General features: G+C 71.8%; 15 protein-coding genes. 11 read left to right on the forward strand and 4 right to left on the reverse strand.

Annotated elements, in window-relative coordinates; all coding sequences use genetic code 11:
• Positions 1-67: 67 nt before the first annotated feature.
• The gene (locus tag ACFU5F_RS34480) at positions 68-1048 is read right to left on the reverse strand and encodes an ATP-binding protein (protein ID WP_383896040.1); all 981 of its coding nucleotides are present in this window, start codon (positions 1046-1048) and stop codon (positions 68-70) included.
• Positions 1049-1148: 100 nt separating this feature from the next.
• On the opposite strand from ACFU5F_RS34480, the gene ACFU5F_RS34485 reads away from it, so the two are divergent.
• The gene (locus ACFU5F_RS34485) at positions 1149-1982 is read left to right on the forward strand and encodes an oxidoreductase (RefSeq protein ID WP_383896043.1); all 834 of its coding nucleotides are present in this window, start codon (positions 1149-1151) and stop codon (positions 1980-1982) included.
• A gap of 393 nt (positions 1983-2375) precedes the next feature.
• Here the strand turns inward: ACFU5F_RS34485 and ACFU5F_RS34490 are convergent, their stop codons facing one another.
• Positions 2376-3200 carry an HAD family hydrolase gene (locus tag ACFU5F_RS34490; protein WP_383896046.1) on the reverse strand — a complete coding sequence of 275 codons (825 nt, stop codon included), beginning with the start codon at positions 3198-3200 and terminating at the stop codon, positions 2376-2378.
• 617 nt (positions 3201-3817) lie between these two features.
• On the opposite strand from ACFU5F_RS34490, the gene ssd reads away from it, so the two are divergent.
• The 4 genes from ssd to ACFU5F_RS34510 all read left to right on the forward strand — a co-directional run bounded on the left by ssd (position 3818) and on the right by ACFU5F_RS34510 (position 7890).
• Entirely contained in the window at positions 3818-4912 is a 1095-nt protein-coding gene (ssd, locus tag ACFU5F_RS34495) for a septum site-determining protein Ssd (protein ID WP_383896049.1), read from the forward strand.
• Positions 4913-5012: 100 nt separating this feature from the next.
• Positions 5013-6251: a TadA family conjugal transfer-associated ATPase gene (locus ACFU5F_RS34500; RefSeq protein ID WP_383896052.1), complete on the forward strand. Its 1239-nt coding sequence runs from the start codon at positions 5013-5015 to the stop codon at positions 6249-6251.
• The gene (locus tag ACFU5F_RS34505) at positions 6245-7105 is read left to right on the forward strand and encodes a type II secretion system F family protein (RefSeq protein ID WP_383896054.1); all 861 of its coding nucleotides are present in this window, start codon (positions 6245-6247) and stop codon (positions 7103-7105) included. The genes ACFU5F_RS34500 and ACFU5F_RS34505 overlap by 7 nt, the downstream gene beginning before the upstream one ends.
• The gene (locus tag ACFU5F_RS34510; RefSeq protein WP_383896057.1) at positions 7102-7890 is read left to right on the forward strand and encodes a type II secretion system F family protein; all 789 of its coding nucleotides are present in this window, start codon (positions 7102-7104) and stop codon (positions 7888-7890) included. Before ACFU5F_RS34505 ends, ACFU5F_RS34510 begins: the two co-directional genes overlap by 4 nt.
• A gap of 14 nt (positions 7891-7904) precedes the next feature.
• Here ACFU5F_RS34510 and ACFU5F_RS34515 read toward each other — a convergent pair whose 3' ends face one another.
• Entirely contained in the window at positions 7905-8201 is a 297-nt protein-coding gene (locus ACFU5F_RS34515; RefSeq protein ID WP_383896073.1) for a hypothetical protein, read from the reverse strand.
• Between ACFU5F_RS34515 and ACFU5F_RS34520 the strand changes: the two genes are divergently transcribed.
• The 3 genes from ACFU5F_RS34520 to ACFU5F_RS34530 are packed head-to-tail and all read left to right on the forward strand — an operon-like array spanning position 8164 to position 9174.
• Positions 8164-8337 (forward strand): DUF4244 domain-containing protein, encoded by a 174-nt coding sequence (locus tag ACFU5F_RS34520; RefSeq protein WP_199845522.1) that lies wholly within the window; start codon positions 8164-8166, stop codon positions 8335-8337. The two genes, ACFU5F_RS34515 and ACFU5F_RS34520, sit on opposite strands and share 38 nt — an antisense overlap.
• Complete coding sequence (locus ACFU5F_RS34525) at positions 8324-8740, forward strand: TadE family type IV pilus minor pilin (RefSeq protein WP_383896060.1); 417 nt, start codon at positions 8324-8326, stop codon at positions 8738-8740. The genes ACFU5F_RS34520 and ACFU5F_RS34525 overlap by 14 nt, the downstream gene beginning before the upstream one ends.
• Positions 8737-9174 carry an Rv3654c family TadE-like protein gene (locus tag ACFU5F_RS34530; protein ID WP_383896063.1) on the forward strand — a complete coding sequence of 146 codons (438 nt, stop codon included), beginning with the start codon at positions 8737-8739 and terminating at the stop codon, positions 9172-9174. The genes ACFU5F_RS34525 and ACFU5F_RS34530 overlap by 4 nt, the downstream gene beginning before the upstream one ends.
• 262 nt (positions 9175-9436) lie before the next feature.
• On the opposite strand, the gene ACFU5F_RS34535 is transcribed toward ACFU5F_RS34530, so the two are convergent.
• Positions 9437-11911 carry a DEAD/DEAH box helicase gene (locus tag ACFU5F_RS34535; protein ID WP_383896065.1) on the reverse strand — a complete coding sequence of 825 codons (2475 nt, stop codon included), beginning with the start codon at positions 11909-11911 and terminating at the stop codon, positions 9437-9439.
• A gap of 83 nt (positions 11912-11994) precedes the next feature.
• Between ACFU5F_RS34535 and bldG the strand changes: the two genes are divergently transcribed.
• From bldG to ACFU5F_RS34550, 3 genes are all read left to right on the forward strand, one after another.
• On the forward strand, positions 11995-12336 hold the full coding sequence (gene bldG / locus ACFU5F_RS34540) for an anti-sigma factor antagonist BldG (RefSeq protein WP_005475923.1): 342 nt from the start codon (positions 11995-11997) through the stop codon (positions 12334-12336).
• Positions 12337-12443: 107 nt separating this feature from the next.
• Positions 12444-12878 carry an ATP-binding protein gene (locus ACFU5F_RS34545; RefSeq protein ID WP_383896068.1) on the forward strand — a complete coding sequence of 145 codons (435 nt, stop codon included), beginning with the start codon at positions 12444-12446 and terminating at the stop codon, positions 12876-12878.
• Positions 12879-13211: 333 nt separating this feature from the next.
• On the forward strand, positions 13212-15617 hold the full coding sequence (locus ACFU5F_RS34550) for a sodium-translocating pyrophosphatase (RefSeq protein ID WP_383896071.1): 2406 nt from the start codon (positions 13212-13214) through the stop codon (positions 15615-15617).
• Positions 15618-15696 lie beyond the last annotated feature (79 nt).

The following is a 15696-nucleotide window of genomic DNA, read 5'->3' on the forward strand; positions in this document are numbered from 1 at the left end:
CGGGGCCGCAGCCCGGCACCACGGCCGGGGCAGGGGCTCGGGCCGGTGTCGAGCAGGCGGTCGGGGCTCAGACCCTGGCCGCGACGTCCTCGGTGAGTACGAACTCGGGGTCGATCTGCGCGGCCAGATCGGACCCGGTCCTCTCGTTGCCCCAACTGGTGGCGTTCTTCAGGTGGAAGTGCGCCATCTGCCGGGTGTAGCGCTCCCAGTCGCGCAGCTCGTACGTGGCGTCAGCGGCTTCGTGCAACGTACGCAGGGACTCCCGGTTGGGCGCCTCCAGGCGCTCGAAGCGGGGCGGGCGCCCCTTCTCCAGGGCGCGCACCCAGTCCGAGTGCCCGAAGGACACCAGCAGGTCGTCGCCGACCTCGGCACGGAGGAAGTCGAGGTCGTCGTCGCCCCGCACCTTGTTGCCGACGACCTTCAGGGCGACGCCGAAGTCACTGGCGTACTCCTTGTACTGGCGGTAGACGGAGACCCCCCTCCGTGTCGGCTCGGCGACGAGGAACGTCATGTCGAAGCGTGTGAACATGCCGGACGCGAAGGAGTCCGAACCCGCCGTCATGTCGACCACCACGTACTCGTCGCGGCCGTCCACCAGGTGGTTCAGGAACAGCTCCACCGCACCCGTCTTGGAGTGGTAGCAGGCGACCCCCAGGTCGGCGTCGGTGAAGGGGCCGGTGACCATCAAACGGACGGCCCCGCCGTCGAGTTCCACCGGGCGGGCGCAGGCGTCGTAGATGGCGTTGGGCTCGCAGATCCGCACCAGACGCGAGCCGTCGCCGGGCGGGCTGGTCTTGATCATCGTCTCGGCGGAGGCGATCCGGGGGTTGGAGCCCCGCAGATGGTTCTTGATCAGTGCCAGCCGGTCGCCCATCGCGGGCAGTTCGGCGGCCTCCGACTCGTCGAGACCGAGGGAGGCGCCCAGATGCTGGTTGATGTCGGCGTCGACGGCGACGACCGGGGCTCCGGAGGCGGCGAGGTGGCGGATGAACAGGGAGGACAGCGTGGTCTTGCCACTCCCGCCCTTCCCGACGAAAGCAATTTTCATGTTCACTAACGGTAGTGGCGTGAGTGCCGTGGGTGTCCGTGTGGTGATGGAAGACCACTCCTTCGAGGGGTCGGCGCCCGGTGCGCGTACTGTCGTACTCATGAGTACGACAGGTGCGGCCGCCGATCCGCTCGCGGCCCTGGGAGAGCTTCCCGGCGTGGCCGAGTCCGTAAAGTCCGTGCGCAAGGCCGTCGACCGCGTCTACGGCCACCGCGTCATGCGGCGCCGGAGCAACGCGGTCACCTCCGAGGCGGCCCTGCGCGGCGCGCGCGGCTCGGCGGCGCTGTCCGGCGCCGACTGGGCCCTCGAAGAGGTGCGCCGCCGCACGGACTTCAGCGGCCAGGACGGTGACGACGAGGCCCGTGCCATGGGCGCCGCGCTGCGGCTGACCGCCGAGGCGGGCCAGCTGCTGTCCATCTGGCGGCAGTCACCCCTGCGGGTGCTGGCGCGGCTGCACCTGGTGGCGGCCGGTCATGACGACGCGCGCGTGGGGCGGCCCCGACAGGACGGGGAGCCGGTCGACGAGCCCCTGATCGAGCTTTCCCTGCCGGGTGCCGCCGAGGTCGCCGGGCGTCTCGACGGCCTCTCCGAGTTGCTCATCCGGGGCGGCTCGGCCCCTGCCCTGGTGACCGCCGCCGTCGTCCACGGCGAACTGCTCGCCCTGCGTCCCTTCGGCAGCCACAACGGCCTCGTCGCCCGCGCGGCCGAGCGCATCGTCCTGATCGGCAGCGGGCTGGACCCCAAGTCGGTGTGCCCGGCGGAGGTCGGCCACGCGGAACTCGGGCGCGCGGCCTATGTCGGCGCCCTCGACGGCTATGTCTCCGGCACTCCGGAGGGCATGGCCGCATGGATCGCCCACTGCGGCCGGGCCGTCGAACTGGGCGCGCGTGAGTCGACGGCGGTGTGCGAGGCGCTGCAACGCGGAGCCGCATAGCGGTGGCTGAAGGCCGGGGGATCCGACTGCTGGAGAAGGTGGGGAGAACCCCCGGAAAAGGGTTGCGGCGGTACGAGAATTCGTACCGCCGCTGGCATGTTCACCCGGTTACCAAGCGTCCTCGATGTATGCCCATCAGGCCGGGATCTATGGCCCGTGACCTGGTGCGGCTGGCCCGTAATCGACGGGTCGACGTCGCGTGGGTGCCTGGTGTTCATGCTAGGTCCGTGGGGCCAAAATGAGTTTTTAAAGGTGATCCTCTCGGATGTCCTTTGGTCTCGCGGGCCTTGAATCCTTTCTACTCCAGGATCGGGACAAGCGGAACCCCTCGATGTGCTTCTTTACTTTTAGGTTCAAACAGCGTGAATCGGCCCAGGCGGCGCGGGCAGCAGGTCAGGCGGTCGCCACCCGGCGCCGGCTCGCGTACCAGACGAGCCCCGCGGTGGCCGCCGCGGCGCCTATGGCGGCGGCCGCGAGCAGGGCGGGGCGCGGCGGTACGGCCAGACGCTGCTTGAGGCGCACCGGGCGGTGGAAGTCGAGGATGGGCCACCCGCGCGCGAGGGCCTCCCTGCGCAGGGTCCGGTCCGGGTTCACCGCGTGGGGGTGCCCCACGGCCTCCAGCATCGGAAGGTCGGTCGCCGAGTCGCTGTACGCGTAGCAGTGCGCGAGGTCGTACTCCTCGGACTCGGCCAGGTCCAGGATCGCCTGGGCCTTGGTCGGACCGTAGGCGTAGTACTCCACCTCGCCGGTGAAACAGCCGTCGTCGCCGACGACCATCCGGGTCGCCACCACCCGGTCCGCACCGAGGAGCTCGCCGATCGGCTCGACCACCTCGGCGCCGGAGGTGGACACGATGACGACGTCGCGTCCGGCGGTGTGGTGCTCCTCGATGAGGGAGGCGGCCTCGTCGTAGATGATCGGGTCGATCAGGTCGTGCAGGGTCTCGGCGACGATGTCCTTCACCTGCTGGACGTTCCAGCCCCGGCACAGGGCTGACAGGTACTTCCGCATCCGCTCCATCTGGTCGTGGTCCGCGCCGCCCGCGAGGAACACGAACTGGATGTACGCCGTCCGCAGGGCGGCTCTGCGGTTGATCAGGCCACCTTGGTAGAACGACTTGCTGAACGTGAGCGTGCTCGACTTCGCAATGACCGTCTTGTCCAGGTCAAAGAAGGCTGCTGTACGGGGCAAGGAGTGGTTTTCCACGAGGCCGAGCATATGCGCCCGCCATTCGGGCTAGTGTGGGGCGCGTGGGTTTGCCTGAGAGGCCTCTCGGGTACACCATGGAAGTCACGGATCGTTCGCGACCGTGCTAACGCGGTCCGGCTCCTCCCCCCCCGAGTCGGCCGTGGAGACGACCCCCACTCTCCCCCCCCGGTGGGGGTCGTCGCATGTCCGCATGCATTTCTCCCTCCGCGACCCGGCCCGCGAAGCCTCTCCCTGGCTCGTGGGCTTTCCTGTGCCTCACCGCAGGATATGTCACCGTCCGTAGTCGGTGGGCTGCGCTGTGGAAGTCGCCCCGGAGTCGCCTGTTCGGGTGACGGCGATATTCACAGCGATCGAGTTGTCCACAGATTTAGACCAAGATCCACATCATTTCCGAGATCGCCGCACCGTGATTCCAGCGCGTCCCGACGGCGGCCTCTTCACGGCCGGTTCCGTTTCCGGATGCGCGGGGCCGGTTTCCTCCGGCCGCCCGGACGGCGGCCTATCACCGGTCCTCGCACAGGACTTGACCACGGGCGCCCGCGAGACGGATCACACGGATCGCAGGGATCCCACGGATCGCACTCACGCGGAGCGCCCGGGGCGATGCAGCGAAGGGACTGGGAAACATGGCGGGAGCCATCACCGACGACCGGCCGCCCGCCGCCGAGGGGCGGCAGGGCAGGCCGTTGATCGTCACCGAGGACGTGGAACTGCTGGACGACCTGTTGCGCCTGTGCGCGGCGGCGGGAGCGCGGCCGGAGGTCCACCACGGGGTGCCGGAGGGCCGGGGCCGGTGGGAGGCGGCGCCGCTGGTGCTCGTCGGGGACGACGCGGCACGGCGGCTGCGCGGTGCCGCGCGCCGACGAGGAGTCGTCCTCGTCGGCAAGGACCAGGACGACTCCGGTGTCTGGCAACGAGCCGTGCAGATCGGCGCCGACCACGTCCTGATGCTGCCCGACGGCGAACAGTGGCTGGTCGACCGCATCGCCGACGTGGCGGAGGGCGTCGGCCGGCCCGCGCTCACCGTCGGCGTGGTCGGCGGCCGAGGAGGGGCCGGCGCGTCCACTCTGGCCTGCGCCCTCGCCGTCACCTCGGCGCGGCGGGGCACACGCACCCTTCTCGTGGACGCCGATCCACTGGGCGGCGGCCTGGACGTGCTCCTGGGCGGCGAGAGCGCCGACGGCCTGCGCTGGCCCGCCTTCGCCGCCTCGCGCGGCCGGGTCGGCGGCGGCGCCCTGGAGGAGTCGCTGCCCGAACTGCACTCCCTGCGCGTTCTCAGCTGGGACCGCGGCGACGCCGTCGCCGTCCCGCCGCAGGCCGTCCGAGCGGTCCTCGCCGCGGGTCGGCGGCGCGGGGGAGCGGTCGTCGTCGACCTGCCACGTCGCATCGACGAAGGCGTCGCCGAGGTACTCGCCCAGCTCGACCTCGCTCTCCTGGTCGTCCCCGCCGAACTGCGGGCCGTCGCCGCCGCCTCCCGTGTCGCCGCGGCCTTCGGCATGGTCCTGCGCGATCTCCGTGTGGCGGTGCGCGGGCCGTACGCCCCTGGCCTGGGCGACCTGGAGGTGGCCCGCCTGCTGAAGCTTCCGCTCGCGGGCGAGGTGCCCATCGAGGCCGGTCTGTCGGACGGCGGCGGACCGCCGGGCGGCGCCTCGCGCGGACCGCTCGCGCGCTTCTGCGAGGGCTTCTGGGAGCGGGTCGCGGTCAGGGGTGAGGCGGCGTGACACACATGCCCGGAGAACCTCCGCGGCTGTCCCTGCCGAGCGGCGGCGAAGCGCCGGTGGCTCCGACGTGCCCATGGGCGTCGGTCGGCGGTGGGGGCGTATGAGCGGGATGCCCGACGACGGCCTGTTGGACGGGGTGCGTCAGTGGCTCGTCGAGAGCGGCGCCGAGCCGACGCCCGCGCGGGTCGCGCAGGCGCTGCGGGAACGGGGACGGGTCCTCGGGGACGCCGAGGTGCTCGGAGCGGCCGAACGGCTGCGGTCGGAGCTGGTGGGGAGCGGGCCGCTGGAACCGCTGCTCGCCGACGCGTCGGTCACCGATGTGCTGGTGTCGGCGCCGGACCGGGTGTGGGTGGACCGGGGCGGCGGCCTGGAACTGACCGGGATCTCCTTCCCGGACGCGGCCGCCGTACGACGGCTCGCGCAGCGCCTGGCGGCCGTCGCCGGGCGCCGACTGGACGACGCCCGCCCGTGGGTGGACGCCCGGCTCCCGGACGGCACCCGGCTCCACGCGGTGCTCCCACCGGTGGCCGTCGGTTCCACCTGCCTCTCCCTGCGGGTCGTACGGCCCCGAGCCTTCACCCTCGCCGAACTGACCAGGGCGGGCACGGTGCCACCCGGCGGCGACCGCGTCCTGCGGGCACTGATCCGCTCCCGGTTGTCGTACGTCATCAGCGGTGGCACCGGGACCGGGAAGACCACGCTTCTGAGCGCGTTGCTCGGCCTGGTCGACCCCGGCGAGCGGATCGTGCTGGCCGAGGACTCCGCGGAGCTGCGGCCCGACCATCCGCATGTGGTGCGGCTGGAGGGCAGACCGGCCAACCAGGAGGGCGTGGGCCTGGTCGAACTGCAGGACCTGGTACGTCAGGCGCTGCGCATGCGCCCGGATCGGCTGGTGGTCGGCGAGGTGCGCGGCCCCGAGGTCGTGTCCTTGCTCGCCGCCTTGAACACCGGTCACGAGGGCGGCTGCGGGACGCTCCACGCCAATGCCGCGGGCCAGGTACCGGCCCGGCTGGAGGCGCTCGGCACGGCTGCCGGGCTCGACCGGGCGGCGCTGCACAGCCAGTTGGCGGCCGCCTTGTCGGTGGTCCTGCATCTCGTGCGGGGCCGGGACGGGCGGCGGCGGATCGCCGAGGTGCATGTGCTGGAGCGGGACGAGTCGGGACTGGTGGTGACCGTGCCGGCGCTCCGCTGGGGCGCGGAAGCGTTCGTGCACGAGCGGGGCTGGGAGCGCCTGTGGGGGCTGATCCGGGAGGGGCTGCGCGGCGGAGGCGGCGGGGGCCCGGACGGGCTGCAGGGACCGGACAGGTCGAACGGGCTGGAAAAGAGCGGGCGATGGTGACGGAGGTCGGGGAGATGTCGGTCGGGATGGTGGCCGTGGCCTGTGCCGGGGCGGCGGGCTGGGTGTCGGCCGAGACACGTGGTGCCGGGGTCCGCAGGGCGCGGTTGCTGCTGCCGGGAGGCGGACCGATGGGGCCGCCGCCCTGGGCGCGGGTGACCGGCCGGGTGCGGCGGCTGGGGGCCGAGTGGTGGGCGCTGGTGGCCGGGCTGGTGGTCGCGGTCCTGGGGGCCTCGGTGCTGCCGGTCCTCGCGGGTGCGGCGGCTGTGCCGGTGCTGCGGCGGGCGCGGCGGGCGGCGGCGGAGAGCCGGGCCCGGCAGCGGCGTGGCGATGCGGTGCTCGCGCTGTGCTCCGCGGTCGCCGGTGAGGTGCGGGCCGGACGGCAGCCGGGTGCGGCGCTGTCGCGGGCCGCTCGGGACTCCGGAGGCCTGGGGGATGCCGAGGCGGTGGTGCTGGCGGCGGCACGGTTCGGCGGCGACGTGCCGGGTGCCCTGGCGCACGCGGCACGGCAGCCGGGCGCCGAGGGGCTGCTGGGGCTCGCCGCGTGCTGGCGGGTGGCCGTCGACCGGGGCGCGGGCCTCGCCGCCGGACTCGACCGGCTGGAGAGCGCCCTGCGCGCCGAGCGGGACCAGCGGGCCGACCTGCGCGCCCAGTTGGCCGGCGCCCGCTCGACGGCGGTGATGCTCGCCGGGCTCCCGGTCCTGGGACTTCTCCTGGGTACCGCGCTCGGCGCCGATCCCCTGCGCGTGATGCTGCACAGCCCGGCCGGGCTGGGCTGTCTGTTCGTCGGGGCGGTGCTGGAGGCCGCGGGTCTGTGGTGGGCGCTGCGGATCGTGCGGGGAGCTGAGGCGGCGTGAGCGGCGACGTCGTCCACAGGCTGGGGACGGTCGTCTGCGCGGTCGGTGGCCTGTGGTGGCTGGCCCGGTCGCTCGACATCGCGCGGCGTGAACGGAGGCTGCGGGTTCGGCTGGCCGTGGTGCTGGCCCTCGGCGCCGGGCCGCCCGGGCGGAGCCTCGTTCCCCGGGATGCCGCACGGCGGTGGTTGCCGGTCGCCGGAGCGGTCTGCGCGGGGTGGGTGTTCGTCGGAGGTGCCCTGGGACTGGTGGCGGGCCCGGCCGCCGGGGTCGGGGCCTGGCTGTGGCTGCGGAGGGCGCGGCGATTGGGCGGAGACGCGGCGGAGGCGTACGACGCGGCGGAGGTCTCCCGTCAACTGCCGCTCGCCGCGGACCTGCTGGCCGCCTGCATCACGGCCGGGGCGAGTCCTGTGACGGCCGCCAGGGCTGTGGGGGAGGCCCTGGGCGGCTCGGTGGGCGAGAGGCTGGCCAGGGGCGCCGCCGAGGCGCGGCTGGGGGGCGAGCCTGCCGAGGCCTGGCGCGGGTTGGCGTCCCTGCCCGGCGCCGGGGCACTGGCGAGGCTGCTGGAACGCGCCGACGAGTCCGGCGTGCCGGCCGCGTCCCCCGTCGCCCGCCTCGCCGCCGAGGCCCGTGCCGATCGGGGCCGCTCGGCGACGGAGCGGGCCCGCCGGGCCGCCGTGATGATCACCGCACCGGTGGGGCTGTGCTTCCTGCCTGCCTTCATCACCCTGGGCGTGCTGCCGGTGGTCATGGGACTCGCGGACGGGCTGTTGGGGGGTGCTGCCTGATGCCGACCGCCGAGTCAGCGGCGACGGCGATCAGTGGTGATGGGTGATCGGTAGTGATCAGCAGCAATGTGTGGCCGTCGGTGGCCATCGGCAAGCAAGCAACGAAACCTCACGGGGGTTGGGATGAAAAGTTCGTCGAAGTCGTCGAAGTCGTCGAAGTCGTCGAAGTCGTCGAAGTCGTCGAAGTCGTCGAAGTCGTCGCGGGCGTCGAGGACGTCGGGGTCCGTCAAGGCGGCGGGGGAGGCGGTCCGCACGTGGTTCGTGTGTGCCCTGATGTGCCGGGTGCGGGCGGCGCGGAGGGACGCGGGCATGGTGACCTCCGAGTACGCGGTCGGGATCATCGCGGCGGTGGCCTTCGCCGCGGTGCTCTACAAAGTGGTGACCAGTGGGCAGGTCCAGGAGGAACTGCAGCAGATCGTCGGGCGGGCCCTCAATGGCGGGGCTTGAGCTGCGGGCACCGCGGCGGCGTGGTGGGGCGCTGGGTGGTGACGGCGGGTTCGTGACGGCCGAGGCGGCCATGGTTCTGCCCGGGATGGTGCTGGTCGCGTCGGCGCTCGTGTGGGGCCTGTTCGCCGCCTGCGCGCAGATCCAGGTCGTGGACGCCGCCCGGGCCGGTGCGCGGGCGGCCGCCCGGCAGGACCCGTCGCCCACGGTCGTCGCGACCGCCCGGAACGCGGCGCCGGACGGGGCGGCGGTGAGCGTGCGCCGGGAGGGCGACTTGGTCCGGGTCGTGGTTTCGGCTCCGGTACCGGGGCCGGACGGGCTGGGTATCGACGTGAGCCATGAGGCTGTGGCGCTGGCGGAGGAGACGGTGGGGGCGGCCGCGACGGAGGGGGTGGGGGCCGGGTGAGCACGTCCTCTTGGTCCGGCGGGCAGCCGCGAGCTGCCCGGTCCGTCTGCCCGGTCCGGTCGGTCCGGTCGGACAGGGGATCCGCGACCGTCTGGGCCGTCGGTGCGATCGCCGCGCTGTGCGCCGTGTTCGGTTCCGTACTCGCCTTCGGACAGGCCGTGGTGATCCGGCATCAGGCTGCCGCGGCGGCCGACCTCGGGGCCCTTGCCGCCGCCGATCACTGGATGAAGGGCAGTGCGGGGGCCTGCGCGACGGCGGAACGGGTGGTGGGGGCCCAGGGCGGCAGACTCGTGCGCTGCGAGGTCGAGGGGGAGATCGCGGACGTGACCGCGGTCGCGGACATGGGGCCACTCACCGCCGAGGTCAGGGCCAGAGCGGGTCCACCGCTCGCACCTGGCGCACCGGCCCCGGCAGGCCCGGCAGGCCCAGGATAGGGCTGGAGAGCCGCTGAAGGGCGCACAGGCCGCCCCGCAAGGCGCGCGGGTGAGACGTGACGGTCGGCCACGCCGTGGGCGGTCCTGCGGGCCGCCATGGGCCCCGCATCGTGCGGCGCCGCAAGGCGCTCGGGGGACTCCTGGTCCGCCGCCGAAACCTCGACCCGAAGCTCCGGCTCCGATCCCTTGCCCGTAGTCCTGGGTCCCGCTTCGAGAGCTCGCCCCGTAATCCCTCCGAACTGCGACAACCCGCCCCGGCGCCTCAAGGCGTCCTGTCCGCCGGCGGAGTGTCGGGGGCTGCCCGGAGCAGTTCGGTCAGCAGGCGTACGGCGCCGCGTTTGTGCAGGGGGTCGTTGCCGTTGCCGCACTTGGGGGACTGGATGCAGGACGGGCAGCCGGCGTCGCACTCGCAGGAGGCGATGGCCTGGCGGGTGGCGGTGAGCCAGGCGCGTGCGGTGTGGAAGGCGCGCTCGGCGAAGCCCGCGCCGCCCGGGTGGCCGTCGTAGACGAAGACGGTCGGCAGCAGGGTGTCCGGGTGGAGCGGGACGGAGACACCGCCGATGTCCCAGCGGTCGCAGGTCGCGAAGAGGGGCAGCATGCCGATCGAGGCGTGTTCGGCGGCGTGGAGGGCGCCGCCGAGGATCTCGGGACCGATCCGGGCCGCGTCCAGCTGGTCCTCGGTGACGGTCCACCAGACCGCGCGGGTGCGCAGGGTACGAGGAGGGAGGTCGAGTTTGGACTCGCCGAGCACCTCACCGGTGATGAGGCGTCGACGGAGGAAGGAGACGACCTGGTTGGTGACTTCGACGGAGCCGTAGCACAAGCGGCCGGCACCCCAGGGGACTTCGGTGTCGGTCTCCAGGACGGAGATGGCGGTGGTGTCGCGGGCGACGGTCGAGTAGGGCGGGTCGGCCTGTTCGACGAGGGCGACCGAGTCGTCCAGGTCCAGTTCGCGCACCAGGTACGTACGGCCCTGGTGCAGGTGGACCGCGCCCTCGTGCACGGTCGTGTGGGCGGCGCCCGCGTCGACGGTGCCGAGGAGCCGGCCCGTGCCGGTCTCGACGACCTGGACGGGACGGCCGCCCTGGCCCCGGATGTCGGCGAGGTCGGCGGCCCGCTCGCGGCGGGTCCAGTGCCAGGCCTTGGCGCGGCGGCGGAGCAGCTTCGCGGCCTCCAGCTGCGGCAGCAGGTCCTCGCAGGCCGGCCCGAACAGGGGGAGGTCCTCGTCCGTGAGAGGCAGTTCCGCGGCGGCGGCGCAGAGATGGGGGGCCAGGACGTAGGGGTTGTCGGGGTCGAGGACGGTCGATTCCACCGGTTGGTCGAACAGGGCCTCGGGGTGATGGACCAGGAACGTGTCCAGCGGGTCGTCACGGGCGACGAGGACGGCGAGGGCGCCCTGGCCGGAGCGTCCGGCGCGGCCGGCCTGCTGCCACAGGGAGGCGCGGGTGCCCGGGTAGCCGGCGATGAGGACGGCGTCCAGGCCGGAGATGTCGATGCCGAGTTCGAGGGCGGTGGTGGCGGCGAGGCCGAGGAGTTCGCCGGAGTGGAGGGCGCGTTCGAGGGCGCGGCGTTCCTCGGGGAGGTAACCGCCGCGATAGGCGGCGACACGCCGGGCCAGGGAGCTGTCGACCTCGGCCAGGCGTTCCTGGGCGATCACGGAGATCAGCTCGGCGCCGCGCCGGGATCGGACGAAGGCGACGGAGCGCACGCCCTGTACGACCAGGTCGGTCAGCAGGTCCGCCGTCTCCGCGGTCGCCGTACGCCGGACCGGCGCGCCCTTCTCTCCGTGGAGCTCGGTGAGTGGGGGCTCCCAGAGGGCGAACACCAGTTCACCGCGGGGTGAGGCGTCGTCCGCGACCTCGGTGACCGGGAGGCCGGTGAGGCGGCGGGCGGCGACCGAGGGCTCGGCGGCGGTGGCGGAGGCCAGCAGGAAGACGGGTTCGGCGCCGTAGCGGGCGCACAGGCGGCGCAGGCGGCGCAGGACGTGGGCGACGTGGGAGCCGAAGACGCCGCGGTAGGTGTGGCACTCGTCGATGACGACGTACTTCAGGGCGCGCAGGAAGGAGGACCAGCGGGGGTGGGACGGGAGGATGCCGCGGTGCAGCATGTCGGGGTTGGTGAGGACGTAGTTGGCGTACTGGCGCACCCACTCGCGCTCCTCGACGGGGGTGTCGCCGTCGTACACGGCCGGGCGGACGGCGTTTCCGAGAGGTTGTGAAAATTCCTTCACAGAACGGCGTTGATCAGCCGCGAGGGCCTTGGTGGGGGCCAGGTAGAGCGCCGTCGCGCCGCGGCCGTTGGGGGCCTCGGAGCCGTCCAGGAGGCGGGACAGGACCGGGACGAGATAGGCCAGCGACTTGCCGGAGGCGGTTCCGGTGGCGACGACGACGGATTCGCCGTCCAGCGCGTGCTCGGCGACGCGTGCCTGGTGGGCCCAGGGGTGTTCGATTCCGGCGGCCTGTACGGCGGCGAGCACTTCCGGCCGGATCCGGTCGGGCCAGACGGCATGGCGGCCCGCACGTGGGGGCACATGCTCCGTATGAGTGATGCGCGAAGCCCGGCTCGGCCCCGAGGCGAGCCGGTCCAGGACCGTGCCCGGCGAGGGGCTGGAAGCGGTGTCCGTCGGGGATCGATCGGATCGGTGATTCTTGGCCATCGGCATCGAGTGTGTCACCGGCGTGACGGACAATGGAGCCAAGGCGTCGTGCACGCCTGCCGGTAAGTGATTGAATGCCATCGCGGCTGGCGAACCGTCCCGGGGGCTTTCAAGCCGAGGTGTCCCGAGGGGCGAACGCTCGATAGCAAGGTGCTGGAGGATCCGTGGACCTGTCCCTGTCGACCCGTACTGTCGGCGATCGTACGGTCGTCGAGGTCGGTGGCGAAATCGACGTTTATACCGCGCCCAAGCTGCGTGAGCAGCTGGTCGAGCTGGTCAACGACGGGAGTTTCCACCTCGTCGTCGACATGGAGGGCGTCGACTTCCTCGACTCCACCGGGCTCGGCGTGCTGGTGGGCGGCCTGAAGCGCGTACGGGCCCATGAGGGCTCGCTGCGGCTGGTGTGCAACCAGGAGCGGATTTTGAAGATCTTCCGCATCACCGGTCTGACCAAGGTGTTCCCGATTCACACCTCGGTCGACGAAGCGGTGGCGGCCACCGACTGATCGTGCCCGCCCGGGCCATGCGCCCGGTACGGCAAGAGACAAGTGAGGGGGACCGGGCCCGTGGGCCCGGCCCTCCGACCGCACGCCCGTAGTTCCGAGGGGGATGCATGGCCACCGTTGAACTCCGCTTCAGCGCGCTGCCCGAGCACGTCCGGACCGCCCGACTGGTGGCGGCAGCGGTGGCGCGCAGGGCCGGAGTGGACGAGGCCGTTCTCGACGAGGTCAGGCTGGCCGTCGGCGAGGCGTGCACCCGTGCCGTCGGACTGCATCAGAGCAGTGGTATCTCGGCGCCGGTGCAGGTGTCGCTGATCGAGGAGGAGAAGCAGTTCTCCATCGAGGTCGGCGACGAGGCGCCGCACGCGGTGCCCGGTGACAGGTCGTCGGGTGCCGGCGGTGACGTGGACGCCGACATCGAGGAGGACGACATGGGTCTCGCGGTGATCAGCGGTCTCGTCGACGACGTCGAGGTCTCGGCCGGGGAGAACGGCGGACTGATCCGCATGACCTGGCCGACGACACCGTCGGTCGCCGTGGTGCCCTGATCGTTCTCCTGCTCGCTCCGATCTTCTCAACTTCACGTAGTACCGCGAAGGGCCCTGCTGAGCAGGGCCCTTCGCGTTTTCCCGGCATTTATTCCGATCACCGTTCATCGGAACACCGGAATTCGTGAAGGAATTCACGATCAATCACGCGATAATTGATCAAGCGTCAATGCCTTTGAGGCGTTACTTCTTTCGAGTAGCGTGGTTGTGCGCGGATCATTTGCTGGTGGGCATGTGAAGGCCAATTCCGCTTGCCGCGCACTGTTTTGATCAGGATCTCCTCCCTACAATCCGTCCACATCTTGAGCTCAGCCCAAGCGTCAAGGAGGACGAATGGCGGGGCTTTCTACCCCTCAAAGGTTTGACCAGACCACGGACTTCGCAGCCGCGGTACTGACCGACGACAACCGGATCATCGTCCTGGTGATCGGCTTCGTCGCCCTGGCCGCGCTCGCCGTCGCCGGGGTCCTGGTACGCCAGGTCCTCGCGGCGGGCGAGGGCACCGACAGCATGAAGAAGATCGCGACGGCGATCCAGGAAGGCGCCAACGCCTATCTGGCACGACAGTTGCGCACGCTCGGAGTATTCGCGGTCGTCGTGTTCTTCCTGCTCATGCTGCTGCCCGCGGACGACTGGAATCAGCGCGCCGGACGATCGGTCTTCTTCTTGATCGGCGCGGCGTTCTCGGCGGCCACCGGCTATATCGGTATGTGGCTCGCCGTGCGCAGCAATGTGCGCGTCGCCGCGGCCGCCCGGGAAGCGACCCCGGCGGAAGGCGAGCCGGAAAAGGATCTCACCGCCGTTTCGCACAAGGCGATGAAGATCGCATTTCGCACCGGCGGCGTCGTCGGCATGTTCACGGTGGGGCTCGGCCTCCTCGGCGCGTCCTGCGTGGTCCTCGTCTACGCGGCCGACGCGCCGAAGGTGCTGGAGGGCTTCGGCCTCGGGGCCGCCCTCATCGCCATGTTCATGCGTGTCGGAGGCGGCATCTTCACCAAGGCCGCCGACGTAGGCGCCGACCTGGTCGGCAAGGTCGAGCAGGGCATTCCGGAGGACGACCCGCGCAATGCCGCGACCATCGCCGACAACGTGGGCGACAACGTCGGCGACTGCGCGGGCATGGCGGCCGACCTCTTCGAGTCGTACGCCGTGACGCTGGTCGCCGCGCTGATCCTCGGCAAGGCCGCGTTCGGCGACTCGGGGCTCGCGTTCCCGCTGATCGTGCCCGCGATCGGCGTGCTCACCGCGATGGTCGGCATCTTCGCGGTGGCACCCCGCCGCAGCGACCGCAGCGGAATGTCGGCCATCAACCGCGGCTTCTTCATCTCCGCGGTGATCTCGCTGGTCCTCGTCGCCGTTGCCGTCTACGCCTACCTGCCGTCGTCGTACGCCGACCTCGAAGGCGTCACGGACACGGCGATCGCCGGCCACGACGGCGACCCGCGGGTCCTCGCGGTCCTCGCGGTCGCCATCGGTATCGTGCTGGCCGCGCTGATCCAGCAGCTGACCGGCTACTTCACCGAGACCACCCGGCGTCCCGTGAAGGACATCGGCAAGAGTTCGCTGACCGGCGCGGCCACCGTCGTCCTCGCCGGTATCTCCATCGGACTCGAATCGGCCGTCTACACCGCGCTGTTGATCGGTCTCGGCGTCTACGGGGCGTTCCTGCTCGGCGGTACGTCGATCATGCTCGCGCTGTTCGCGGTGGCGCTGGCCGGCACCGGCCTGCTGACCACGGTCGGCGTCATCGTCGCCATGGACACCTTCGGCCCGGTATCCGACAACGCCCAGGGCATCGCCGAGATGTCCGGGGACGTCGAGGGCGCGGGCGCGCAGGTGCTCACCGACCTGGACGCCGTCGGCAACACCACCAAGGCCATCACCAAGGGCATCGCCATCGCCACGGCCGTCCTCGCGGCCGCCGCGCTGTTCGGCTCGTACCGCGACGCGATCCTCACGGCCGCGAACGACGTCGGCGAGAAGGTCTCCGGCGAAGGCGCGCCCATGAACCTGATGATGGACATCTCGCAGCCCAACAACCTGGTCGGGCTCGTCGCGGGCGCCGCGGTCGTCTTCCTCTTCTCGGGGCTGGCGATCAACGCGGTCGCGCGGTCGGCCGGTTCGGTCGTCTACGAGGTGCGGCGGCAGTTCCGCGAGCGGCCCGGGATCATGGACTACACCGAGCAGCCGCAGTACGGCCGGGTCGTCGACATCTGCACCAAGGACGCCCTGCGGGAGCTGGCCACGCCCGGTCTGCTCGCCGTCCTGGCGCCGATCGCGATCGGGTTCACGCTCGGGGTCGGCGCGCTGGGCGCGTATCTCGCGGGCGCGATCGGCACGGGCACGCTGATGGCGGTGTTCCTCGCCAACTCCGGTGGCGCGTGGGACAACGCCAAGAAACTCGTCGAGGACGGCCATCACGGTGGCAAGGGCAGCGAGGCCCATGCCGCGACCGTCATCGGTGACACCGTCGGCGACCCGTTCAAGGACACGGCGGGACCGGCCATCAACCCGCTGCTGAAGGTGATGAACCTCGTCGCGCTGCTCATCGCGCCCGCAATCGTCCAGTTCAGCTACGGCGAGGACAAGAGCGTCGGGCTGCGCGTGGCCATCGCGGTGGTCTCGATCGCCGTGATCGTCGGTGCGGTGTACGTGTCCAAGCGGCGCGGGATCGCCATGGGCGACGACGGCAACGCCGAGCGCGTGGCCAATTCGGCGGACCCGGCGGTGGTTTCGTAGCCGTTCCCGGACCGGCCTGCGGACCGAGTGCTGGACCGGACCTGCGAGGGCCCAGCTCAAAGGGCGGGCGGGCGACGCG

This window comes from Streptomyces sp. NPDC057438 (genome assembly GCF_042802995.1).
GTDB lineage: Bacteria > Actinomycetota > Actinomycetes > Streptomycetales > Streptomycetaceae > Streptomyces.